20 protein-coding genes and 1 pseudogene are annotated in these 22,917 nt (G+C 64.0%); 6 read left to right on the top strand and 15 right to left on the bottom strand.

Annotation, left to right across the window (positions count from 1 at the left end):
* Positions 1–76: 76 nt before the first annotated feature.
* Entirely contained in the window at positions 77–2,080 is a 2,004-nt protein-coding gene (gene pdeR, locus AB3X94_RS11470; RefSeq protein ID WP_176106083.1) for a cyclic di-GMP phosphodiesterase, read from the top strand.
* Between the two features lie 18 nt (positions 2,081–2,098).
* Here the strand turns inward: pdeR and AB3X94_RS11465 are convergent, their stop codons facing one another.
* Positions 2,099–3,202: a malate/lactate/ureidoglycolate dehydrogenase gene (locus tag AB3X94_RS11465; protein WP_368611573.1), complete on the bottom strand. Its 1,104-nt coding sequence runs from the start codon at positions 3,200–3,202 to the stop codon at positions 2,099–2,101.
* Between the two features lie 90 nt (positions 3,203–3,292).
* Positions 3,293–4,750 (bottom strand): M20 family metallopeptidase, encoded by a 1,458-nt coding sequence (locus AB3X94_RS11460; protein WP_176110387.1) that lies wholly within the window; start codon positions 4,748–4,750, stop codon positions 3,293–3,295.
* Positions 4,751–4,918: 168 nt separating this feature from the next.
* Here AB3X94_RS11460 and AB3X94_RS11455 point away from each other — a divergent pair, with 168 nt between their 5' ends.
* A complete protein-coding gene (locus AB3X94_RS11455; protein ID WP_176123715.1) occupies positions 4,919–5,230 on the top strand; it encodes a superinfection immunity protein in 312 nt (103 codons plus the stop codon).
* 78 nt (positions 5,231–5,308) lie between these two features.
* Here the strand turns inward: AB3X94_RS11455 and AB3X94_RS11450 are convergent, their stop codons facing one another.
* The 4 genes from AB3X94_RS11450 to AB3X94_RS11435 form a co-directional block, all read right to left on the bottom strand.
* Positions 5,309–5,578 carry a YodC family protein gene (locus tag AB3X94_RS11450; protein ID WP_176123714.1) on the bottom strand — a complete coding sequence of 90 codons (270 nt, stop codon included), beginning with the start codon at positions 5,576–5,578 and terminating at the stop codon, positions 5,309–5,311.
* 485 nt (positions 5,579–6,063) lie between these two features.
* A complete protein-coding gene (locus tag AB3X94_RS11445; protein WP_368611572.1) occupies positions 6,064–7,617 on the bottom strand; it encodes an MFS transporter in 1,554 nt (517 codons plus the stop codon).
* Between the two features lie 58 nt (positions 7,618–7,675).
* Positions 7,676–8,305: a TetR/AcrR family transcriptional regulator gene (locus AB3X94_RS11440; protein WP_368611571.1), complete on the bottom strand. Its 630-nt coding sequence runs from the start codon at positions 8,303–8,305 to the stop codon at positions 7,676–7,678.
* 192 nt (positions 8,306–8,497) lie between these two features.
* Positions 8,498–8,923 (bottom strand): OsmC family protein, encoded by a 426-nt coding sequence (locus AB3X94_RS11435; RefSeq protein WP_176106089.1) that lies wholly within the window; start codon positions 8,921–8,923, stop codon positions 8,498–8,500.
* A 320-nt stretch (positions 8,924–9,243) separates the two neighbouring features.
* Here AB3X94_RS11435 and AB3X94_RS11430 point away from each other — a divergent pair, with 320 nt between their 5' ends.
* Positions 9,244–9,552 carry a DUF4148 domain-containing protein gene (locus tag AB3X94_RS11430; RefSeq protein WP_368611570.1) on the top strand — a complete coding sequence of 103 codons (309 nt, stop codon included), beginning with the start codon at positions 9,244–9,246 and terminating at the stop codon, positions 9,550–9,552.
* A 158-nt stretch (positions 9,553–9,710) separates the two neighbouring features.
* Here the strand turns inward: AB3X94_RS11430 and AB3X94_RS11425 are convergent, their stop codons facing one another.
* The 4 genes from AB3X94_RS11425 to AB3X94_RS11410 all read right to left on the bottom strand — a co-directional run bounded on the left by AB3X94_RS11425 (position 9,711) and on the right by AB3X94_RS11410 (position 13,736).
* On the bottom strand, positions 9,711–10,265 hold the full coding sequence (locus tag AB3X94_RS11425) for a carboxymuconolactone decarboxylase family protein (RefSeq protein ID WP_368611705.1): 555 nt from the start codon (positions 10,263–10,265) through the stop codon (positions 9,711–9,713).
* A gap of 35 nt (positions 10,266–10,300) precedes the next feature.
* The gene (locus AB3X94_RS11420; RefSeq protein WP_368611569.1) at positions 10,301–11,629 is read right to left on the bottom strand and encodes an aspartate aminotransferase family protein; all 1,329 of its coding nucleotides are present in this window, start codon (positions 11,627–11,629) and stop codon (positions 10,301–10,303) included.
* Between the two features lie 306 nt (positions 11,630–11,935).
* Complete coding sequence (locus tag AB3X94_RS11415; RefSeq protein ID WP_176123833.1) at positions 11,936–12,790, bottom strand: MurR/RpiR family transcriptional regulator; 855 nt, start codon at positions 12,788–12,790, stop codon at positions 11,936–11,938.
* Positions 12,791–13,013: 223 nt separating this feature from the next.
* Positions 13,014–13,736, bottom strand: a complete 723-nt coding sequence (locus AB3X94_RS11410) for a haloacid dehalogenase type II (RefSeq protein WP_368611568.1) — start codon at positions 13,734–13,736, stop codon at positions 13,014–13,016.
* Positions 13,737–13,922: 186 nt separating this feature from the next.
* On the opposite strand from AB3X94_RS11410, the pseudogene AB3X94_RS11405 reads away from it, so the two are divergent.
* A pseudogene (locus AB3X94_RS11405) lies at positions 13,923–15,045 on the top strand (branched-chain amino acid ABC transporter substrate-binding protein).
* A 28-nt stretch (positions 15,046–15,073) separates the two neighbouring features.
* Entirely contained in the window at positions 15,074–16,078 is a 1,005-nt protein-coding gene (gene lhpH / locus AB3X94_RS11400; protein ID WP_368611567.1) for a trans-3-hydroxy-L-proline dehydratase, read from the top strand.
* 5 nt (positions 16,079–16,083) lie between these two features.
* On the opposite strand, the gene AB3X94_RS11395 is transcribed toward lhpH, so the two are convergent.
* The 4 genes from AB3X94_RS11395 to gltA form a co-directional block, all read right to left on the bottom strand.
* Positions 16,084–16,740 (bottom strand): hypothetical protein, encoded by a 657-nt coding sequence (locus tag AB3X94_RS11395; RefSeq protein ID WP_368611566.1) that lies wholly within the window; start codon positions 16,738–16,740, stop codon positions 16,084–16,086.
* 22 nt (positions 16,741–16,762) lie between these two features.
* Positions 16,763–17,389 (bottom strand): DUF429 domain-containing protein, encoded by a 627-nt coding sequence (locus AB3X94_RS11390; protein WP_368590026.1) that lies wholly within the window; start codon positions 17,387–17,389, stop codon positions 16,763–16,765.
* Positions 17,386–19,668: a glycogen debranching N-terminal domain-containing protein gene (locus AB3X94_RS11385; protein WP_368611565.1), complete on the bottom strand. Its 2,283-nt coding sequence runs from the start codon at positions 19,666–19,668 to the stop codon at positions 17,386–17,388. Before AB3X94_RS11385 ends, AB3X94_RS11390 begins: the two co-directional genes overlap by 4 nt.
* Positions 19,669–19,971: 303 nt before the next feature.
* Positions 19,972–21,270 (bottom strand): citrate synthase, encoded by a 1,299-nt coding sequence (gltA, locus tag AB3X94_RS11380; protein ID WP_368611564.1) that lies wholly within the window; start codon positions 21,268–21,270, stop codon positions 19,972–19,974.
* A 385-nt stretch (positions 21,271–21,655) separates the two neighbouring features.
* Between gltA and AB3X94_RS11375 the strand changes: the two genes are divergently transcribed.
* Positions 21,656–22,057 (top strand): hypothetical protein, encoded by a 402-nt coding sequence (locus tag AB3X94_RS11375; protein WP_176106175.1) that lies wholly within the window; start codon positions 21,656–21,658, stop codon positions 22,055–22,057.
* Positions 22,058–22,123: 66 nt separating this feature from the next.
* Here the strand turns inward: AB3X94_RS11375 and AB3X94_RS11370 are convergent, their stop codons facing one another.
* Positions 22,124–22,912 (bottom strand): alpha/beta fold hydrolase, encoded by a 789-nt coding sequence (locus tag AB3X94_RS11370; protein ID WP_368611563.1) that lies wholly within the window; start codon positions 22,910–22,912, stop codon positions 22,124–22,126.
* Positions 22,913–22,917: the final 5 nt, after the last annotated feature.

The following is a 22,917-nucleotide window of genomic DNA, read 5'->3' as shown; positions in this document are numbered from 1 at the left end:
GTTTCACTTTAGTATGAGGAAGACCGTCTGTCGCCGCCCGCCTTGATAGCGACCGCCGGCACTCTCCGGGGATTTCATGAGCGACGAGCTACACGACCAGGTGCTTCACGCGCGGTTCGGCACGAGCAGCCCTCGCTGGCGCCTAGCGGCGGCCAGCGACACGCTGGAACTCGCGCCGGCGCACGGCCACGCGGCTGCCGGCGTCGCCATTCCCCTCAACTCTTGCCAGGCCTCCCAGATCCGCGCGCTGAGCGGCGTCACCTCGCACGTAGTCGTCGACGTGCAGTTGGACGGCGCGCCGCTGCGGCTGCATCTGGTCGGCAAGAAACTCGATTGTCATCGCTGGGGCGGCACCGCCTCGACCCATGCCGACACCGAATCCGTCGCGCGCGCACTGCTGCACGGTCTGTCGTTCGCCGAACAGGTCGTCTCGGAGGTCAATTCAGTCGTCGTCATCGTCGACCGGCACGGCCGGATACAACGCTTCAACCGGCTCGCCGAGGAGCTGACCGGGCTCAAGGAAGAGGACATCATCGGCCGCAGCGTCTGGACGCTGTTCATGTCGTCAGACGACGGCGCGGTCTCGAACCAGGTCAGCGCGCACTTCTTCAACCGTGGCGAACCGTACGAGATCGAACGGCGCATCAAAACGGTGCATGGCGAGCGGCTGTTCCTGTTTCGCAACAAGTTCGTGAGCAGCGGCAGCGGCATCGAAGACCAGTTCCTGATCTGCTCGGGCACCGACATCACTGAGCAACGGCTCGCGCAGGACCGGCTGATCGAGCAGGCCACCACCGACCCGCTCACCGGCCTCGCCAATCGCAACGCGATCCAGGAGCGCATCCAGATCGCGATCGAACAGGCCGCGCCCGGCGAAACCATCGGCGTACTGTTTCTCGATCTCGACAACTTCAAGAAGGTCAACGATCACTACGGCCACGTGTTCGGCGACCGGCTGATCTGCGATGTGTCGGACGCGATCCGCAACTGTCTGAACCCGGGCGACTCGCTCGCGCGCCTCGGGGGCGACGAATTCATCGTGCTCGCGGCGAAGGGCTCCGCGCATGGCCTGGAAAACACCGCGCAGCGCATTCTCGATCGCATGCGCATGCCGTTCGCGGTCGGGCTCGTCGAGGTCTATACCGGCTGCTCGATCGGCATCGCGCGTTGGCCCGAGCATGGCGAAACGCTCGAATCGCTGATCCGTTCGGCCGACACCGCGATGTACGTCGCGAAGGACGAAGGCAAGCGTACGCATCGCGTGTTCTCGCCGGACATGAACCGCCGCGTCGCTGAGTTCATGTGGCTCGACACGAATCTGCGCCGCGGGCTCGAGGAAGGCCAGTTCGCGCTGCACTATCAGCCGAAGCTGAACCTCGCCACGGGCGCCGTGCAAGGCGCGGAAGCGCTGGTGCGCTGGAACTCGCCGGAGCGCGGGCAGATCATGCCCGCGGAATTCATCCGTTATGCCGAGGAATCCGGCTTGATCGGCGTGCTCGGCCGCTGGGTGATGGAGACCGCCGCGAAACAGGCGGCCCGCTGGAAGGCGGCCGGCTATGACCTGCGCGTCGCGATCAACGTGTCGGCGCGACAGCTCACGGATACGGCCGTGGTCCGCCATTTCACCGAGGCGTTGCAGCATGCGAGCCTCGATCCCTGCCTGGTCGATCTCGAGTTGACCGAAAGCTGCCTGATCGAAAACGAAGCGGCCGCGATCGAACTGATCAAGCAGTTCCGCCAGCTCGGCGCGCAGGTGCATCTGGACGACTTCGGCACCGGCTACTCGTCGCTGTCGCAACTCGGCCGTATTCCGCTCGACGTGATCAAGCTCGACCGCAGCTTCACGCGCTCGATCCACGCGGATATGAAGGCACAGGCGCTGGTGCGCTCGATGGTCGCGGTCGCGCAGGAACTCGATTTCCAGGTCGTCGCCGAGGGGATCGAAACCGATGCGGAAGAAACCTTCATGAAGGGCCTGGGCGTCGATTACGTGCAGGGTTTCCTGTACGCGCGGCCGATGCCCGCCGCCGAATTCGAGCGCTGGCTGCTCGATAGGCGCAAGCTCAGGCTGATCGCCTGAGCCTTGCTGTCGCGCGCTTCAGCCGAGGCGCGCGGACCAGCCTGCCACTTCGTCCGCACTCATTCCGACGGCGCGCGCCGCGGAGTTAATTTGCATCCACGTAGCCGCGTCGATCGGAATGCCGGCGGCCTCGCGTTGCGCGCGCGTGACGCGCTCGGGTTCGCCGGGTTCGTAGATGCGCTCGGTGCCCGCCGCGAGCGGCGACGCCTTCACCCACGCGAGGAACGCATCGGCTTCGGCTTGCGCATCGGGCGCGTCGAATGCGGTCGGATCGATGATCACCGACAGCATGCAGTTGATGATCGCGTGCGTGGTGCCGAGCGTGTCGGCGTGCGTCGTGAAGCCGCCCGACAGCGCGCCGCCGAAAATCTCGCACATCGCCGCGAGCCCGAAACCCTTGTGGCCACCGAACGGTGTCAGCGCGCCGAACGGCGCTTCGTGCATAACTTTCGGTTCGAGCGTCGGCATGCCTTCGTGATCGATCAGCGCGCCGGGTGGCGTGTGCTTGCCCTGGTTATACGCGACGCGCGTCTTGCCGAACGCGATGGTACTGGTCGCGAAGTCGAGCACGAGAGGCGGCTTGCCGGGTCGCGGATAAGCGGCGCAGAACGGATTCGTGCCGATGCGGCGGTCCGCGCCGCCGAACGGCGCGACGAGCGGATCGCCCGCCACGTTGACGAAGTGGAACGACACCAGACCGGCGCGCGCGCACTGCTCGGCCCAATGCCCGATGCGGCCGATATGGTGCGCGCCGCGCAAGCCCACCGCGCAGATGCCGAGCCGCCGCGCGCGCTCGATGCCCCGCTCCATCGCCTCGAACGCGATCACCTGACCGAAGCCCTTGCCGCCTTCGACGGTCAGCACCGCGCCCGCGTCTTTGATGACGTCGGCATGCCGATTCAGTTGCAGTTGCTGGTCGGCGAGCGATTCGACATAGCGCGGGATCATGCCGACGCCATGCGAGTCGTGTCCGGTCAGATTCGCGGCCACCAGATGATCGGCGATCAGCTCCGCTTCGCGCGGCGCACTGCCCGCTCGCTCCCAGATCGCCCTGACGTAGGCATGCAGTTGATCGGCCGGAATCCGGGGCGTGGTGGTTTGGGCAGTCTGGGAGTCGGTCATTCAGCGTGTCGATGTGGTTCGAACGGAAGGGAGCATCAGTCAACAACGGGCCCGGGTCGCGCCCGAGCCCCACTCAAACGAGGCCACGACTCACGGCGCCGCGGCGATCACTTCGGCAACCGCGGCCGTCAGTTTCTTGCCGTACGGCACGTGCAGGAACTCGTTGGGCCCATGCGCATTCGACTTCGGCCCAAGCACGCCGCACACCATGAACTGCGACTTCGGGAAGCCCGCCTTCAGCACATTCATCAATGGGATGGTGCCGCCGAGGCCCATGTAGGCGGCGTCTGCGCCGAAGTGCTGACGCGATGCATCGCTGAGCGCGGTGGCCAGCCACGGTGCGACCTCCGGTGCGTTCCAGCCGCTCGCCGCCCCCGCATCCGGCTTGAACGTGACCTTCGCGTTGTACGGCGGATCGAATTCGAGCAGCGCCTTCAGTTCGGCGACGGCCTTTTCCGCTTCGATGGTCGGCGGCAGACGCAGCGACAGCTTGAACGCGGTGCGCGGACGCAGCACGTTGCCGGCGTCGGCGAGCGCGGGCAAGCCGGCCGCGCCCGTCACCGACAGCGAAGGACGCCACGTCGAATTGAGCAGCGCCTCCTGTGGATCGGTCGTGGTGGGCAGCACCTGACGGCCGTCCTGCCCGCATGCCCACGGCATCTTCTTCCATACGTCATCGCCGAGAATCCTCGCGGCAGCCTCCGCTTCGCGCAGACGATCGGCCGGCACCGGGCAATGAAAACCCTTCGGCAGCAGCGTGCCGTTCGCGGAGTCTTCGAGACGGTCGAACAGTTGACGCATGATGCGGAAGCTCGACGGCACGATGCCGCCGTAGACCCCCGAGTGAATCCCCTCGTCGAGCACCTGCACTTCGAGATCGCCGGCGACGAGCCCGCGCAGCGACGTGGTCAGCCACAGCTGATCGTAATTGCCCGCGCCCGAATCGAGACACACGACCAGCCCGACGTTACCAAGCCGCTCGCGCAGCGCGTCGACGTAGGGCAGCAGATCGTAGCTGCCCGACTCCTCGCAGGTTTCGATCAGCCCGACACAGCGCGGACGCTCGACACCTTGCGCATCGAGCGCGGCGAGCGCCGTCAGGCTCGCGTAGATCGCGTAGCCGTCGTCCGCGCCGCCGCGGCCGTACAGCTTGCCGTCCTCGAGCTTCGGCGTCCACGGACCGAGGTCGTTGCGCCAGCCATCGAACTCGGGCTGCTTGTCGAGGTGGCCGTACAGCACGATGGTTTCAGTGCTGCCCGAGCGCGTCGCGGCGGTCTCGAAGAAGATCACCGGCGTGCGGCCCGGCAGGCGGATCACTTCGAGCTTCAGGCCGCGCACCGGTTGCTGCTCGGCCCATTTCGCGGCGTCGGTGATCACGCGCTCGAGGTAACCATGCTTCGCCCAGTCGGGATCGAAGGCCGGGCTCTTCGCCGGCACCGCGATGTAGTCCGTCAGTGCGGGCACGATCTCGTCGTTCCACTTGCGCTCGACGAATGCTCGTAGCGTGTCCGGGTTGAGGTGGGCCTGCTGGGTCGTGTCGGTGATCATGATCGGGTCCGTGAAGTACTGTTCGGTCGAAACGATCATCATAGTCCCGATGCGTGTCGGGCTGAACCCCTTGCGGTGATTGGGTGGGGACTGGAACGCGCAGGGTGCGCGGCGGGCGGCGGCCATTCGCGCGACAATCACTACATGCATCGCGCATGAGGAGCTTTTATGAGTGGCAACGTGGCCGTTCAGGCCATCGGCGCGGCGTTCGCGCTAGCGCTGTATTTTCTGCCGGCGATCATCGCGGACCGGCGCAAGCGTCGTGACGTGCTGACGCTCGCGCTATTTAACGCCTGCCTCGGCTGGACCGTGCTTGGTTGGGTGCTCGCGCTGTATTGGGCGCTACAGCCGAATCCGGCGGAGAGCCTGGCGAGCGACGTCGTCGAGACTCGCAAGATGTCGACCTTGCGCGCGTTTTCGTCGGCACTGACGCTGCGCGTGCGGCGACGCGAGGCCGCGCGCGACCGGCCCGAGCGCTGAAACGATTCGGGCGGCTCGCGCAATACGCGCAATAAACGAATAACAGGAAACGGTTTGATTGAAGCGTACGTGCGTCACTCAGGCCGCGCGCCCGATGCGACTCCACTGTACCGAGCCCGCCGGAATGGAGCGCGGTTCCGCACGCACGGCTTGCGCGGCAAAGGTTTCATGACGCAGTTCGCCGTGTTCGTCGAACCACTCGCAGATCAGCCAGTCGCCCGGATTGCGTGCGACCGGACCTGCATACGTCACGGTCATGCGCGGGCCCCCTTCTTTTAACTTGACGACGTCGCCCACGTTGAAGGCGGCGGATGTTGTCTGGAATGCGTCAATGGTAGCGGTCAGCATCTTTGGTCCCCCTATCTTGAGCGTTTTTAAGTTGAGCCCGGCTTTAACGACTTCGACCTGTTGAATGGGTACTCTAAAGTTTAGACAGATTAACAATCGAATTTAAACGCGGCAAGCGCTTTTTATTGATACCGTTTTCACTGGAACCGAGGTTGATGCCAAACGGTTAAAGTTCCCGGCATTCCCAAAACATTCTCCGCCAAAACATTGCGGCTAACCCTATGTGCGCTACCGCACAAATGCAACAGTTACTGCCGGCGGTTTGCAGGCCGGTAGAAAATACGACGCCGGTTTCCTCTGATTAGAAAACCTGACGCGATAACGGTGAGCCGTTAATCAGAAAGACCTGTTTGATCTAAATCAGAATTACCTGTGAACGAGTAGATCGCCGGTAAATGCCACGTAGTTCGTTATACCGCTTCGTTCAAATTGAACGATTTTTCTGAGCGAGCCAACAAATGAAAACGATTACCAATGGCTCAATTTCAAACCGCCGGAGCGACTGAGCGCCGTACGCTTTGCTGATGACGCACCAGCAGCACGCTCAGGCCGATACACACGAACATCAGCGCGGCATTGATAGCCAGGCTCAGCTGAAACGCGTGTGCATACGACGCGGGTGCCGCGCTGCCACCGAGCGCCCCGAAGAACGCGCCGCTCACCGCCGCGGTGCCGAACGCGGAGCCGATCTGCAACGTCGACGACACCACACCCGATGCCAGCCCCGCCTTCTCGGGCACCACCTCCTGCAGCACGATGCGCATGATCGACGGCAACAGCAGACCATGTCCGACACCCGCGCACACCAGCCCGCAGTAGAACAGCAGATCGGGCGTCGCGGATCGAGTCGCGGACCAGCCGGTCACGGCGAAGCCCAGCGTCATCATCGAGAAACCGAGCGTCAGCACATGCGCGCCGATGCGCTTGACCACGGCCGGCGACGTCAGCGGCCCGATCACGAAGCCGAGCGCGAACGGCATGATCGCGATGCCCGACGCGAGCGGCGTCCAGTGCAGGCCGGTCTGCAGGAAGATGCCATAGGTCAGGAAGAACGCGCTGTTGCAATAGAACAGGAATGCGAGCACCAGACCGAGCGCGAACGCGCGATTGCGGAACAGTTGCAGATCGACGAGCGGATGGCCACCGCCGCGCTCGACGCGCCGTTCGGTCGCGACGAACAGCGCGAACACCGGCACCGCGAGCGCGAACATCGCGAAAGTCCACGCGGGCCAGCCGGCTTCGCGGCCGTGCGTCATCGGATAGATGACCAGCAGCAGCACCGCCGACAGCAGCGCAACGCCCTTCAGATCGACGCCGGTATGCGTGGCCGGCTGGTTCTCCGGCACGAACTTCCATGTGCCGATGAACGCCGCAATGCCGATCGGGATGTTGATCAGAAAGATCACGCGCCAGTCGAGCCCGAACGGGTGATACGTGATAAGCGCGCCGCCGCCGAGCTGCCCGACGATCGACGACAAGCCGAACACGAAGCCATACAGACTCATCACGCGCGTCTGCTGATGCAACGGTACGACCGCGCGAATCGTCGCGAGCACTTGCGGCGCCATCACCGCGGCCGCGATGCCTTGCACGATGCGCGAGATCACCAGCATATGGCCGCTGGTCGCGAAGCCGCACAACGCCGACGCGATCACGAAAGCCGCCATGCCCGTCATGAACATGCGACGGCGGCCGAACAGATCGCCGAGGCGGCCGCCCGTGATCAGCAGCACCGCGTAAGCCGACGCATAGGCCGAGACGACGAGTTGCAGCTGCGCGTCGCTCGCGTTCAGGCCCGTGTGAATCGACGGCAGCGCCAGGTTGACGATGAAGTAATCGAGCGGCGCGAGAAAGGCGCCGACGAACAGCACCGCGAGCGCGAGCGCCTGGCGCGGGAAGCCGGGCGCCCCCGCTTTGGCGGCGACAGCCATGCCTGCCATCGCCGGGCCGGGCACAGTCACCGCCCCGGCTGGGCAGGCCGCGCCGCTAGCGGACCCACCGAATGCCGCCGGAGCGGACTTGATCGCTTCTCTTTTCATGACCAATCGTTCAAGAAATGGTTAAAAAATTTTTGCGCCGGTGTTCGCGAACGAGCTGCTAGACCAGCGCGCGCATCGCCACATCGACGATAGCGATCAGCGCATCTTGCTGTTGCGCGACCCGTCCCATCACCCGCAGGCCCTGCATCACGCACAGCAGGAAATCGCCGACGGCTTTTTCGTCCAGCGACGAATCGAACGCGCCGCTCGCTTGCCCGCGAATCACCGCCGCCGCGAGCAGGGTCGCCATGCGCCGCTGAATCGCGGCGACGCGCGCGCGCAGCAATTCGTCATCGGGCTGCATTTCGAGCGTCGTATTCGTGATGAAACAACTGCGCCGGCCGCTCAACGCGCATGACACCCGCGCGTAGTGCAGCAGCGCGTCGCGCAGCGCCTGCTCTGGATCAGCCGTCGCGCTCAGCCGCTGCGCAAGCCGTGCGACCGCGCCTTCCGAGTAATGCTCCAGCGCGGCGAGCATGATGCCGTGCTTGTCGCCGAACACGCCGTACAGGCTGCCGCGCAGCAGACCGGTGGCCTTGCACAGATCGTCGATCGACGTCGCGTGGTAGCCGTGATCCCAGAACACCTGGCTTGCGTTCGCCAGCACGGTGTCCGTGTCGAACTCGCGCGGACGGCCGCGCTGGGATGTTTCGCCGGCCTTTTTCGCGGCTTGCCTGGAATGACTCAATTGCGATGACCTCGTTGCTACGTTGGCGTCGGTCTGTGGATATTATGACTGGATGTTCAATAAATCAAGGACGGCCTTCCGTAGGCCTACTCGCGTCGGGGTCATCCGTTCATTCCGACTACCGCGATGAAAAAGCCGGCGGCGGGCATCGCCCTTCGCCGGCTTCGTTGCGCTGGAAGTGACAGCAAAGGCTCAGGTCTCCAGCTTCGCATCCATCGTAATCGTTGCATTCAGTACCTTCGACACCGGGCAACCGGCCTTCGCGTCCGCCGTGGCCTTGTCGAACGCGGCCTTGTCTGCGCCCGGAATCTTTACGGTGACGTCGAGATGCACCGCGGTGATCGTGAAGCCGCCGCCGTCCTTGTCGAGCGTGACGGTGGCCGTGGTGCCGATCCGCTCCGGCGTGATGTTGGCCTTGCCCAGCTCCGCCGACAACGCCATCGAGAAACACCCCGCATGCGCAGCCGCGATCAGCTCTTCCGGATTCGTGCCGATGCCGTCCGCGAAGCGCGTCGCGAACGAGTATTGGGTGTCCTTCAGGACGCCGCTGTCGGTGGAAATCGAGCCCTTGCCGTTCTGCAGGCCGCCTTGCCAGACTGCCGATGCCTTGCGCTTCATTGCTCTCTCCTGTTTATGCCTTGCCGCGCACGCTGCTCGACCGAAGATGATGCCCGCCGCGGCGGTCCGCCCGGATGTGTCCGCGCCTGGGCATCGGTCGCAGGTGCCGCGCGGCTTGCAGGCGCGGGCGTGGACCGGATTTCATCATAGGTGCTTCCGTGTTTCGGCGCGGAAAAACGCCCTTTTTACTATCTCAAAACCCGCAACAATATTTCACCAGAAAGCCGCTTTTTTGCCGACCTCGCAAGAAATAGACTGCGTTCAACGGATCGGGAAATGCAATTCAAACCGGTTCACCACACAATCAATTGGAGGTCGTTATGAAATCGCTTCTTTCCGCCGTTGTCGTCGCATCCGCTCTTATCGTTCCGGCGGTGTCGTTCGCCCAGCAGGCAAACGGTCCGATCACGCGCGCTCAGGTGCGCGCCGAACTCGTAGCCGCGCAAAAAGCGGGCCTTCTGAACCAGAACGACACCACGTATCCGAAGACCGTGCCGCAGGACTCGACGATCGTCACCGCTTCGGCGGAGGGTACGCAGGATGTCGGCGGCGCGAAGGCCAGTTCGTCGGAAGCAGGCGCGCCGGCGACGGTGCAGCAACGTCTGTTTTCGACGTATCGCGGTAACTAAAAGGTGGTAACCAAGCGTCTTAACTAAGCGTGATAACTGAGCACGCTGGCAGTTAACGCAGCACGCAGTAAAAAGCCCCGGTTGCGAAGTTCGGCAACCGGGGCTTTTTTTCGTTGGCGCGAGCGGCGCTGCTGCGCGGCCGCTCGTTGGTAAAAACGCTATTCGGGAAACGGCAGGCTTTGCTGTCCCACTGCGCGCATGTCGAACACGTTCAGCGTCATCGCGACCAGCGCGTAGTAGCCGAGCAGGCCGACCAGGTTGATCACGACCTGATGCCCGAACCGCCGGACCGCCTGCCCATACGTCGTGTCCGATACGCGCCTGGTCTCATACAGTTCGCTTGCGAAGTCGTAGATCAGTGCGTCGTCGGCATCGGCGAACTCGGGGCGGCGCCCCTGGCGGATCGTCTCGGCGTCCGCAGCGGCCACGCCCGCCTGCAGCGCGATCGGATAGTGGATGTGCCACTCCGCCTGGGCCTGCCAGCGCGAAGCGGTGACCAGAATCGCGAGTTCCGACAGCCGCAGCGGCAGCCCGGTCTGGTAGCGGCAAAACGCGCCGAGGCGTTGCGCGTGCTGCGCAAGTCCCGGGCTATGGATCCAGCCGAGGAACGGCCCGTTCAGGTTGCCGCGCGGGCCGGACAGGATTTCGTCGAGCACCGCCTTCTGCTCGGGCGTGGCGGTGGACATCTCGAAGTGAGGCAAGCGCTCGGTCATCATGGTTCTCGCTAAGGGCAATGGTTCGGAACAGCTTAGACGGCGGCGAGCGACGCGCCGATCGCATCGTCGAGGCGGCTGACGATCACGTCGATGTCGCGCTCCGTGCAGATGAACGGCGGCGCGATCAGCACGTGGTCGCCGCTCTTGCCGTCGACGGTGCCGCCCATCGGATACACCATCAGGCCGCGCGCGAACGCTTCGCGTTTGATCGTTGCGTGCAGTTTCAGTTTGGCGTCGAACGGCTCTTTGGTACCGCGATCCTTCACGAGTTCGACGCCGACGAACAAGCCGCGCCCGCGCACGTCGCCGATATGCGGGTGCTGCGCATAGAGCTCGCGCAGCCGGCCGCGCAACTGCTCGCCACGCGCCTGCACGTTCGCCAGCAGATTGTCTTCCGCGATCACGCGCTGCACTTCGAGCGCGGCCGCGCACGCGGTCGCATGGCCGATATAGGTATGGCCATGCTGAAAGAAGCCGGAGCCGCCGACGATCGTCTGATAGATGCGGTCGCTGACCAGAGTCGCGCCGATCGGCTGATAACCCGCGCCAAGGCCCTTGGCGATGGTCAGCATATCCGGCGCCACGCCGTCTTCGTCGCACGCGAACAGATAACCGGTGCGGCCCATGCCCGACATGATCTCGTCGAGAATCAGCAGCACGCCGTAGCGGTCGCACACCGCGCGGATCTTGCGGAAGTATTCGCGCACCGGCGGCACCGCGCCCGCCGTGGCGCCGACCACCGTTTCCGCGACGAATGCGGCGACCGTGTCCGCGCCGAGTTCGAGAATCTTCTGCTCGAGTTCATCGGCCAGACGCTGCGCGAACGCTTCTTCGGTTTCGTCCGCGCGCTGTTCGCGATACGCGTAGCACGGGCTCACGTGATGCGCTTCGATCAGGATCGGCAGGAACGGCTCGCGGCGCCATGCATTGCCGCCAATCGCGAGCGCGCCGAGCGTGTTGCCGTGATAGCTCTGCCGACGCGCGATGAAATGACGCCGCTGCGTCTCGCCCTTCTCGACGAAATACTGACGCGCGAGCTTCAGCGCCGCCTCGATCGCCTCCGAGCCGCCCGACACGAAGTACACGTGCTCGAGTCCGGCCGGCGCGCTCGCCACGAGCCGGTCGGCCAGTTCCTCGGCCGGCTCCGTCGTGAAGAACGACGTGTGCGCGTACGGCAGCTGTTGCGCCTGCCGCTTGATCGCGTCGATCACGCGCTGGTTGCTGTGGCCGAGGCACGACACGGCGGCGCCGCCCGACGCGTCGATATAGCGCTTGCCCGTGGAGTCGATGATTTCGATGCCGTCGCCCGCGACGGCCACCGGCAAGGACTGCTTCGGAGAACGATGAAAAACGTTGGTCATGATGTTCAGCTCCTGCTGATGGAGGTGCGGACTGAGACGCAGGCCGGCTCGGGCGTCGCTCACGCGATGAAAGTGTCGAACACGCATTGCCGCTGGCGATACGCCTCATCGACACGCCCGCACTGCCGAACAGCACGGTCCCTAAGGTGTTTTCGTCGTCGGAATCGTGCGGATCGTCGCTGCATCGACGCCACGGGCCGCACCGATATTCAACAATCGGTACGTATTTATACGCCTATACAACATTTGTTGTCAAACGTTGTTGGACGGCACCGGCTGGAGCGCGGCGTGCCCTCACGCAATCGTTCAAGGCACGTACGCGCCCTTCGCATGCAGCGATTGTTCGGCGAGCGCGAGCTGCTCGAGCGCATCCGCGCCTTCGAGCGCGAGCAGATGCGCGACCAGCGCTTCGGTGATCGCGGTGGCGGCCACCAGCGACGGAAAGAACGACGGGCTTTCGTGCGAGAAGATCAGCACCTTGTCGGCGTTCAGCGCGATCGGCGACACCGCGCTGTCGGTGATGGCGATCAGCTTGCTGCCTTTTTCGAGCGCGGCTTCGGCGACGCGCGCGGCTTCGACCGAATACGGCGCGAAGCTGATGACGATGGTCGCGCTGTCGCGCTCGATCGTGCGCAGCTGCATTTCGAGCGTGCCGGCCTCGCCGTTGAGCAGCGATACCGACGGCCGAAACAGCCGGTAGCCATAGACGAGGCCGAACGCCACCGGATAGCACGAGCGGAAGCCCGCCACGTGAACGTGCGGCGCGCGCCGCAATACCCGCGCGGCCTCGACGATCACGCGACCGTTATGCGCGGCGGTCGTTTCGAGATTGTGCTGTTGCGCGACGAGCAGGTCGTTCGCGAGCGCATCTTTCGATTTGACCATCGAGCGCGCCCGGCTCGTCAACGGCTCCGGCCGCGTGCGCACGCGCGCGACGAACAGATCGCGCAATTCGTTCCAACCGGGAAAGCCCAGTTGCTGCGACAGCCGCACCAGCGACGCCGGCTGCACCTGCGCGCGCTCGGCCACCTTGCGCATCGACGACACCGCGACCTCGTCCGGATGATCGAGTAGGAAGCCCGCCCCCATCTGGAACTGCGGACTCAGTTCGGGGAAGCGCGCCCGGATCAGGGCGACGAGCTGATCGAAGCTGTCTGGCATGTTGAGGTGGCGCGGCGCCGGGGTAAGAGATGACAACAAATGTTACCACCGGGTAGCAGTGTTTCAACGGCGCGAAGACGCTCTGGCGCCCTTCAGTGACTCCAGATTGCGCGGCCGACGTCGGCGGGATCGCGCAAGTCCGCAGACAGCGCAAGCGCGGCGCCGCCGAGTTCCCTGGCGGCGGCTTCCAGCCGCGAAGAGTTTGTTCCGATCACCCGTAAGCTCACTCCACCAGCGCTTCCCGATGCGCGTCGACGAAGTCAGCCATGCTGTTGAAGCGGAAGTCGAGGTTCGGCTGCGAGCCCGGGTCCATCGTCGCGCCGAAGCCCGGCTGCGAATGACGACGGCAAATCCAGCACGACGCCAGCCCGAACTCGTTTGCGGGCTTGTGGTCATGAAAAAGGCTTTCTGCGGTGTGAAGGATTTTTCCCTTCCTGATGCCCCGCTGATCGAGCTTCTGAAGCATGTACTCGAAGTTGCGCAGCGACGGCTTGTAGGAGCCGACGTCCTCCGCCGTGATGATCGCATCGAACCCAACCTGCAGCCTCGCGTTGCTGTAGGTGAAACTTTCGTTGTCGATGTTCGACAGGATGACCAGCTTGTAGTGCTGCTTCAGATATTGCAGCGCGGCCGCCGAATCGGGGAATGCTGGCCAGTTTCTGATCGAGCGACCGTACGCCACGCATTCCTCGTGGGTGTAGGGGAGGCCCCATTCCTCTGCCATGCGCTTATACACGATGGACAGCAGTTCCTGATAGCGCTTCGCGGGCGTGAATATCTGCTGCGACGACTCGTGGCGAGCGTGGGCTTCCAGAACCTGGTCGCGCGTGAGCGGCGTCCTGGCTCGCTCCAGCAGAGGCTGCAGGGCTTCAAGGATGCCACTCTCCCAGTCGATCAAGGTGCCGTAGCAGTCAAAAGTCAGTGCCTCGAAATCGGTCAGTTTCACGACTCCCTCCTGTCAGATGTCCATGATGAAAATCACAATGGATTGAGCAACTGCCGGAACCAGAACTCTAATGCAGCAGCGAAGCGACAGCGTCATTTCTCTTCGCAAACCCTGGCGTTTTCCCGAATGCGATCCCACGCCGAAGCGGAGCTAATCTGATCAACCGGTCCAACACCTGGAGACTTTATGCGCCCCCTCGTCATAACAATGGCTGTCCTGACAGCCGCCGGCATCTCCGCATTCGTCAACGCTCAATCGGTGGTCACCTTCGGTCACTCAGCTCCACTCACGGGCCCGCAGGCGCCGAACGGAAAGGACAACGAGAACGGCGCCCGCCTCGCTATCGACGAACTCAACAAGAGCGGTGTCACGGTTGCTGGCCAGAAGGTAACGTTCAAGCTGGACTCCGAAGACGATCAGGCAGACCCGAAGATCGGCGTTCAGGTCGCGCAGAAACTCGTCGACAGCGGCGTGATCGCCGTGCTGGGCCCGTACAACTCGGGCGTGGCGATTCCGGCATCGCGCGTCTATAACGCGGGTGGCGTACCGATGCTGCCGGTTGCGTCCAATCCGGCGCTGACGAAGCAAGGCTTCAAGAACATCTTCCGTATCGGCGCGAGCGACGAGCAGCTAGGCGGGACGATGGGCCAGTTTGCGGCCAAGACATTGAAGGCCAAGACCGCCGCGGTGATCGACGACCGCACGGCCTATGGGCAAGGCGTGGCCGAGCAGTTCATCAAAGAGGCCAAGGCAAACGGAATTCAGATCGTGGACCAACAGTTCACGAACTCGTCGGCGACTGACTTCCTCGGCATTCTGACCAGCATCAAGGCCAAGAATCCGGATGTCGTCTTTTTTCGGCGGATACGCTGCTCAGGGCGCGCCGATGGCCAAGCAGATGCGCGCACGCGGACTGCGTGCCAAGCTGCTTGGCGGCGATGGCATTTGCTCGGCCGATATGGGTAAGGTCGCCGGTGACGCGGCCTCCATCGTGTATTGCGCCCAGGGCGGCATTGCGCTCGACAAGACCCCAGCCGGCCGTGAGTTTCTGCAGAAATACAAGACCGCCTTCAACACCGACACGCAGGTCTATGCGGTCAGCTATTACGACGGCGTAAAACTGCTGGCCGATGCGATGGTCAAAGCAGGCACCACGACCGACAAGGCAAAGCTGACCGCCCAGTTGGCAAAGACCGACTACAAGGGCGTGGCAGGCACCTACTCGTTCGATGAAAACGGCGATCTGAAGGGCGCACCCACGACCGTCTATGTGATCAGAAACGGCCTTCCGGTGCCGTACGGGCAGTGACGTTCAATCGAGCAACCCCAAAGCACCCATGAAAATCACCCGCACAATTTCAACAGTCGAGGTTCACACCGGCGGCGAAGCATTCCGTATCGTGACGAGCGGGCTGCCTCGTCTTCCCGGCGACACCATCGTCAAGCGTCGCGCTTGGCTGAAAGAAAACGCCGACGAAATTCGTACGCTGATGTTCGAACCGCGTGGTCATGCGGACATGTACGGCGGATACCTGACCGAACCCGTTAGCCCCACGGCAGACTTCGGGATCATCTTCGTCCACAACGAGGGTTATAGCGACCACTGCGGGCACGGCGTGATCGCGCTGTCCACCGCGGCGGTCGAGTTGGGGTGGGTTCAGCGCCAGATTCCCGAGACCCGCATTGGCATCGACGCTCCTTGTGGTTTCATCGAGGCCTTCGTGCAATGGGATGGTGAACACGCCGGCAACGTACGTTTCGTGAACGTTCCATCGTTCATCTGGGAAGCGGATGTCACGGTTCAGACGCCGTCGTTTGGCACGGTCAGGGGTGACATCGCGTTCGGTGGTGCCTTCTACTTCTATACGGACGGTGCACCGCACGGCCTCGCGGTCCGCGAGTCTTCAGTCGAGGAACTCATCAGGTTTGGCGCCGAGGTAAAACAAGCCGCAAATCACGCTTACCCGGTTGAGCATCCCGACATCCCGGAAATCAACCACATCTACGGCACCATCATTGCCAATGCGCCGCGGCACGAAGGCTCCACGCAAGCCAATTGTTGCGTGTTCGCCGACCGTGAGGTGGACCGTTCGCCCACCGGCTCAGGGACGGGCGGGCGCGTCGCGCAGCTCTATCTGCGCGGCGAACTGGCCATGAACGAGACGCTCGTCAACGAGTCCATCATCGGTACTGTCTTCAAGGGGCGCGTACTCAGCGAGACGACCGTCGGCGACTTCAAGGCGGTCATCCCCGAGGTCGAGGGCAGCGCCCATGTTTGCGGCTTCGCTACCTGGATCGTGGACGAGCGTGACCCGCTAACTTACGGTTTCCTCGTCCGATAATCGGCTCAAGCGCTCCTCCGGTTCCGAAGCGCGAAGTACACACCGGCCCCGAGCGCAACCAGCAGGACCACGATCAGGCCGCCCCCCATGCCGGGCAGACCGGTCATGCTGCTGGTCGCACTGGGCGCCGCGGAGGCAGCCACCGGCGCTGAAGCCACTGGCGCGACCGGTTGCGGAAGCGCCACACCGGCGGCACTACCTTGACGTACCAGAGAAGCCTCCGATGTCGGCGAGGCCGGGGACGCCTGCGGCACTTCAGCCGCGGACGCGACAGCAGGCGCTTGCGGATTGGGTCCGACAGGCGCCAGCGTGGTTTGCGAAGGCACCACGACAGATGCGGCCGCCTGAGGACCGGCTTCGAGCGCTCGCGCCATGGTCTTCCACTTGTCGAATACGCCATCCACGCAGTGCACGTCGATACACGCGTTGCGCGCGTGACGCCACTGCGCCAGCTGCGCGGACGACAGTTTGCCGCTGCCGAGCAGTGCCTGTTGTTGCGCGAAGATGTCGTCGTACTCGTTGTTCAGGATCGCGTGATCGCAAATGACGCGCTCAGCGGGCTGCTGTGTGGTTGCACACTGAATGTCGTTCGCCGACGCCGCGGTCGAACCCAACGCCGCCAGGGATAGCAGCAATACTCCAATACGTCGTGCCAGGTGCACCCGTCCTCCGAGAATGTGAGCGTCAAAGTCCAGGCACCACGATGAATCCGCCCGACTCGTCACCGTATGTATCGACTCTGCCTTCCAGCAGATAACGTGCCGCCAACGCGCATAGGGCCGCGTCGACATGGTCGATCGATGTCAGCGGTGCAGTCGCGATGCCTTCCCGTTCGAGAATAGCCCGGCGCTGCGGGCCCTTTTGCTTCGCGGATGCGACGTCCGTCCCGAGAAAAGCGCACGTGATCGCGTGAGGAAACGTTTCGAAGCACACGCGACCCGTGATTTCTTTGCCGCCCCCGAAAAGCGCAAAGTGCGCGGCGAATGCGTCGTAGACGCGCTCGCCGTTGAACATCCATGCATAGAAGCCGCTTTTGCTGGCCATCGCCAGTTCGCGAGCCGGTGTCGCAAACGAAAAGATGCGCTGCCGCGCGAGTGCCTTCTCGGCAAGCCTTCCCGCGGCGCCCGTTCGCCAACGACACGGCGCATCGATGCCGACCGCCGCCACCTCGTGCGCGCGACACCGCTCGAGCATCTGTTCGGCGGTCGCGTTGCCGAGTTTGCACAATATCCGAGTGCCGCGCAGGATGACCAGATGGTTGCCCTTCCGGTCCCCGCCGACATCGATGCCCGCGACGGTCGGCGGCGTCAAAGCAGCGCCACCACCCTCACATCGCCCTGCTCCGCCGACGCCACCACCTTCTCGCCGATCCGGCGGAACGTGATCGACACCGACGAATCCCCGACCCGCAGATCGCTGACCTCGAGCCAGTCGATACCTTCGGGAAGCATCGGCTGTTCGATCAGCACTTCGCGGCGCTCGGCGTCGATCGTGATGCCCAGACACGCCTCGAGCATCATGAACGGCGAACCGGCCGCCCATGCCTGCGGCAAACACGCGACCGGATAGGCCGTGGGCGGCTCGCCGCGGCGTCGCGGGAAGCCGCAGAACAGTTCCGGCAAGCGCATGTCGAAATTGACCGCGGCCTCGAACAGCGCCTGCAGCAGTTTCACGGCCGACCCCTTGGCGCCATAGCGCGACAGCCCGCGCGCGCATAGCGCGTTGTCATGCGGCCAAACCGAGCCGTTGTGATACGCCATCGGATTGAAGCGCGCCTGGCTCGCCGCCAGCGTGCGCACGCCCCAGCCGGTATGAAACAGCGTCGAGTCGAGCGCGCGCACCAACGCTTCGCCGCGCTCGCGCGTGGGCAGGCCGAACGCCAGCAGATGCCCCGCGTTCGATGCCATCACGCGACACAGCTCGCCATGACCGTCGAGCGCGATGCCGTAAAAGCCGACCTCGTCCATCCAGTACTTTTCTTCGACGCAGCGACGGATCTTCTTCGCGCGCTCCGCATACTGCGCGGCCGCGTCGCGCAGACCGCGCAGCTTCGCGAAGCGCGCCATCGTGTCGAACGCGGCGCTCGCATAGGCCTGCACTTCGACGAGCGCGATCGGGCCGTCGGGGAAGCGCCCGTCCGCATGAAACACCGAGTCGTGACTATCTTTCCAGCCCTGATTCGCGAGGCCGCCATCCGATTCGCGCTGGTAGTCGAGCAGTCCGTGCCGGTTCTTGTCGCATACGCCCGCGACCCACTGCGCCGCGCGCTCGAGCGCGGGCCACAATTCATCGATCAACGCGACGTCGCCAGTGCGGGCCGCGTAGGCGCCGGCCAGCACGATGAACAGCGGCGTAGTGTCGACACCGCCGTAGTACAGCGCGAACGGCACTTCGCCGGCCGCGGCCATTTCGCCCTTGCGCATCTCGTGCATGATCTTGCCCGGCGCGGCGTCGCGAAACGGCGAGTTCTCGCGCGCCTGATGCTCGGCGAGAAAGCGCAGCACGCCGGCCGCGAGATGCGGCTGCAGCCACAGCGTTTGCAGCGACGTGATCACCGCGTCGCGGCCGAACGGGGTCGAAAACCATGGGATGCCCGCGTACGGGTACGGGCCGGTCGCGAGATCCGTCGTCAGCAGTTCGAGGTCGGCGAACGAACGGTCGATCCATGCGTTGAACAGCGGGTTGCTCGTACGCACGCGCGCGCTCGCGCGGCGTCGCTCGCGCATCACCAGGTGGGCATCCACCAGCGCCGCGCGCACCGCCGCACGGCCGACGCGCGGGCGTTCCGCGTCGATCTGCGACATATGCGCTTCGCTCAGCGCGTGCACGGGCTGCGACACGTCGGCGCCGGGCCTGCTGCTCATCGGCACGACGTGCACGGCCACCGACAGATAGATCGACACGCATGCCTGCGCGGGCAGCTTGACGGTGTAGTCGGCGCGGTCGGCGAACAGCGTGTCCGGCTGCGGGGAGAACGCGATCTGCACGTTGCGCGCGACGTCGTCGAGACCGACATAGCCGAGCAGCACCTGCTGATTCTCGACCCGCGCGGGCTGCACGCGACCCTGTTTGTCGCGCTTCAGGCCGCGCACTTCGAACATGTCGCGGAAATCGCTGGAAAACGAAATCGACAGCGGCACGGTCGCATCGCGCGTGCCGTAGTTCGTGAGCTCGATCGCCTCGTTGAGCACGGTGCCCGACAGCACGCGCACACGCTGGACGTGGATCACGCCTTCGGGTGTGCTGTCGCCGCCGAGCGGCGGCAGCGGGCGGTTGGTCAGATGCGCGGTGAACGTGGTGTTGTCGCTGCTGACGCTGCCCGACAGCAGCGACGGCGCGCGCCCGCCGAAGGTCAGCCGCAGTTGCGACATCACGCGGGTGTCGTTGACGAACAGGCCGTCGTCGTGACCGGTGATATCGCCGAGCGGATCGTTGACGATGAAGGTGTCGCCCGACTTGAGCACGTGCTGCGTGGCGCTCGCGACGTTGAGGTTTTCCGTCGGGATGAAGACGCCGTCCTGCTCGGGATCGCGATGATCGACGCCGCCCGAGTGGGTCAGCCCGCCGAGGGCTTCTGGCTGCTGTTTCAAGGTCGCTCCTATCAATTCGATGCTGCTTTCAGTTGCACTTCGGGTCTCGCCTCGGATTCGCCGCCGGGTTGGCCGGCTTGGCCGCCCCTGGTTGGCCAGCCCATCCGATTGTAGAGGCTCTGAGGGCGTCAGACGAAGTTATCGCGTAGGAGTTTCGGCTTTTTGCGCCATTTTTTGACGCCGTTTTCGGTGGCACAGGACGTGCAGGCGGCGGGATGCGCGGAATGCAAAAAAACCCACGGCCTCTTGAGCCGTGGGTTCGGGACCGTCGTTAAACGCGTTGTTGGACGTCTATCCGGCCTGTTACCGCTTTGCGATGGGTTTCGCCTCGCGCGGCGTCTCGCCGACGAACAGCTGACGCGGACGGCCAATCTTCTGCTCGGGATCGGCGATCATTTCGTTCCACTGCGCGATCCAGCCGACCGTACGCGCCATCGCGAAGATACACGTGAACATCGACGTCGGAATGCCAAGCGCGCGCTGCACGATACCCGAGTAGAAGTCGACGTTCGGGTACAGCTTGCGCGACACGAAGTATTCGTCTTCGAGCGCGATCTTTTCGAGTTCCATTGCGAGCTTGAACAGCGGGTCGTCGTGCAGGCCCAGCTCCTCGAGCACTTCGTGGCAGGTTTCGCGCATCAGCTTCGCGCGCGGGTCGTAGTTCTTGTACACGCGGTGGCCGAAGCCCATCAGCTTCACGCCCGAGTTCTTGTCCTTCACCTGCTTGATGAACTCGGGAATGTTGTCGACGGAGCCGATTTCTTCCAGCATGTTCAGCGCGGCTTCGTTCGCGCCGCCGTGCGCCGGGCCCCACAGGCATGCGATACCCGCCGCGATACACGCGAACGGATTCGCGCCCGACGAACCGGCGAGACGCACGGTCGACGTCGACGCGTTCTGCTCGTGGTCCGCGTGCAGGATCAGGATACGGTCGAGCGCGCGCACCAGCACGTCGTTGACCACGTACTCCTCGGCCGGATTCGCGAACATCATGCGCATGAAGTTCGCGCTGTACGACAGGTCGTTCTTCGGATACACGAACGGCTGATCGATGCTGTACTTGTAAGCCATCGCGACCAGCGTGGGCAGCTTCGCGATCATGCGGATCGCCGATAGGTCGCGATGCTGCTGGCTCGTGATGTCGAGCGAGTCGTGGTAGAACGCCGACAGCGCGCCGACCGCGGCAACCAGAATCGCCATCGGATGCGCGTCGCGGCGGAAGCCGCGGAAGAAGAACTGCATCTGCTCGTGCACCATCGTGTGCTGCTTGACGGTGTTCTCGAATTCGGCTTTCTGCTGCGCGTTCGGCAATTCGCCCTTCAGCAGCAGGTAGCAGGTTTCGAGGAAGTCGGCGTTCTGCGCGAGGTTGTCGATCGAATAGCCGCGGTACAGCAGCTCGCCCTTGTCGCCGTCGATATACGTGATTTCGGAGTTGCACGCCGCCGTCGACATGAAGCCCGGGTCGTACGTGAATTTGCCGGTCTGGCCGTACAGCTTGCGGATGTCGATGACGTCGGGGCCGAGCGAGCCCTGATAGATCGGCAGATCGATGGTCTGGTCGCTGTCGGAAAAGCTCAGCGTGGCGTGTGACTTCGAGTTCATCTACGTGTTCCTTTTGCTTGATACCGCAGTCGTTCCGGCATGCATCGCGGTCGTACGGCGAGGCGCGACCTCGGCGCTCTCGAACCAGTACAGGCATGCTGAGGTTCCGCTGCGCATTCTACGGGCCGGCGTGTCGTTGATTGCGTCGATTGCTCGCAACAGACCATCTCCGCGTGCGCAACATTGGTTGTTGGCATGGGGCGCTGGCATCGCGCTGCCGATGAAAGTTGTTCGAAAGTCGGAACACCAGCTGCAACAATGTTTTGCTGCCAGCAGACTGCGTCGGGCTGGGTCCGTCTGCGATACTCGGTGTGTGCATTGATGCTTGCGGCCCGCGATTCGAAGCGGGCTTTTTTGGTCACACAGAAAAGCAGGACGAATACAAATGAATGCCTCTCTCGAAACGCTGTTTCCGGATCACGTCCATACCGAAGGCCACACGGTCACCGCGCTGAATCATCAGGACATCGTCGTCGCGTTGTCGGCGGCGCTGAAGACGCAGAACGTCGCGGTGCTGCACATGCTCTATCCGCGCACCGACGCGCGCACCCATCGCAGTCTCGACGCGCTCGTCGACGTGCTGCATGGACACGGCCTGCATGAAGTCGCGGATCTGATCGCGCGGGAAGCGCACTATCTGCTGTTCACGGACCCGGTGAAGGCGTGGAAGGTGTTCCACGAGATCCGCAACGATTCGCTCGCGATCGGCGTGCATCTGTACTATCACGGGCTCGTCGGCGAAGCGGCCGAACGCGCGCTCGACAAGGACGCGCATCGCAAGGCTTGATGCAGTCAACGGGCGATCGGCGGCGACGCGCGCCGGCCGATCGCCGTTGATCCTCGCTTCCCTTCCTCAGCGCGCGCTCACCGCCTGAATGAATTGATCCACGTAACGATTGAACGCGGACGGATGCGCGAGGTTCATGCCGTGCGACGCACCGCGTACCGTTTCGCGGCGTGCATCGGGCAACCATCCCTGCAGCGCCGTCACCGTGCGGTGGAACATGTCGGGACTTTTCTCGCCATCGATCAGCAGCACCGGGCAGCGCAGGTCGGCCGCGTCCTCGGGCACGTAGGCGGGCAGCGGATCGCGGAATTGCCGCGCGAGCGTGTGCGCGTTGTCGGTCGCCATGCGGCGAAAACCCGGCGTGCTCATCGCCCAGAAGCCGGGACGGCTCACCGAATCGACGAACAGTTGCAAGCCTGCTTCGACCTCGCCGCTTTCTATCAGTTGAGCCGCTTTCGCGCGCAATGCGTTGACCGGCTCCGGCAGGCTCGCGGGCGGACGTCCGGCGATCTGCAGCGGTCCGCCCGGATCGGCGAGCGTCAGCGTACGCACGTGTTCGGGATGGCGTCGCGCGCAATGGTAGGCGACACAACCGCCGCGCGAATGCCCGACCACATGCGCGGGCCCTGCGCCGAAACCAGCGATGAACTCCGCCACTTCATCGGCGTGGCTGCTCCAGCTGAACGGCAGGTCCGACGCGCTATCGGTGACTGGCCAGTAATGCGTGAGACTGACCGCGACACAGCGATAGCGCTTCGACAGACCGGCCAATTGCGGCTGCCAGTAGCGGTAGTCGCACAACGAGCCGTGCACGAACAGCAGCGGTTCGCCAGCGCCGGCCTCGATGTAAGGCATGCGCA

It is taken from the genome of Paraburkholderia sp. BR10923 (genome assembly GCF_040948765.1).
Taxonomy (GTDB): Bacteria; Pseudomonadota; Gammaproteobacteria; order Burkholderiales; family Burkholderiaceae; genus Paraburkholderia; species Paraburkholderia youngii.
The sequence above is the reverse complement of the archived record's forward strand: the minus strand, read 5'-3'. Positions and strand labels throughout refer to the sequence as shown.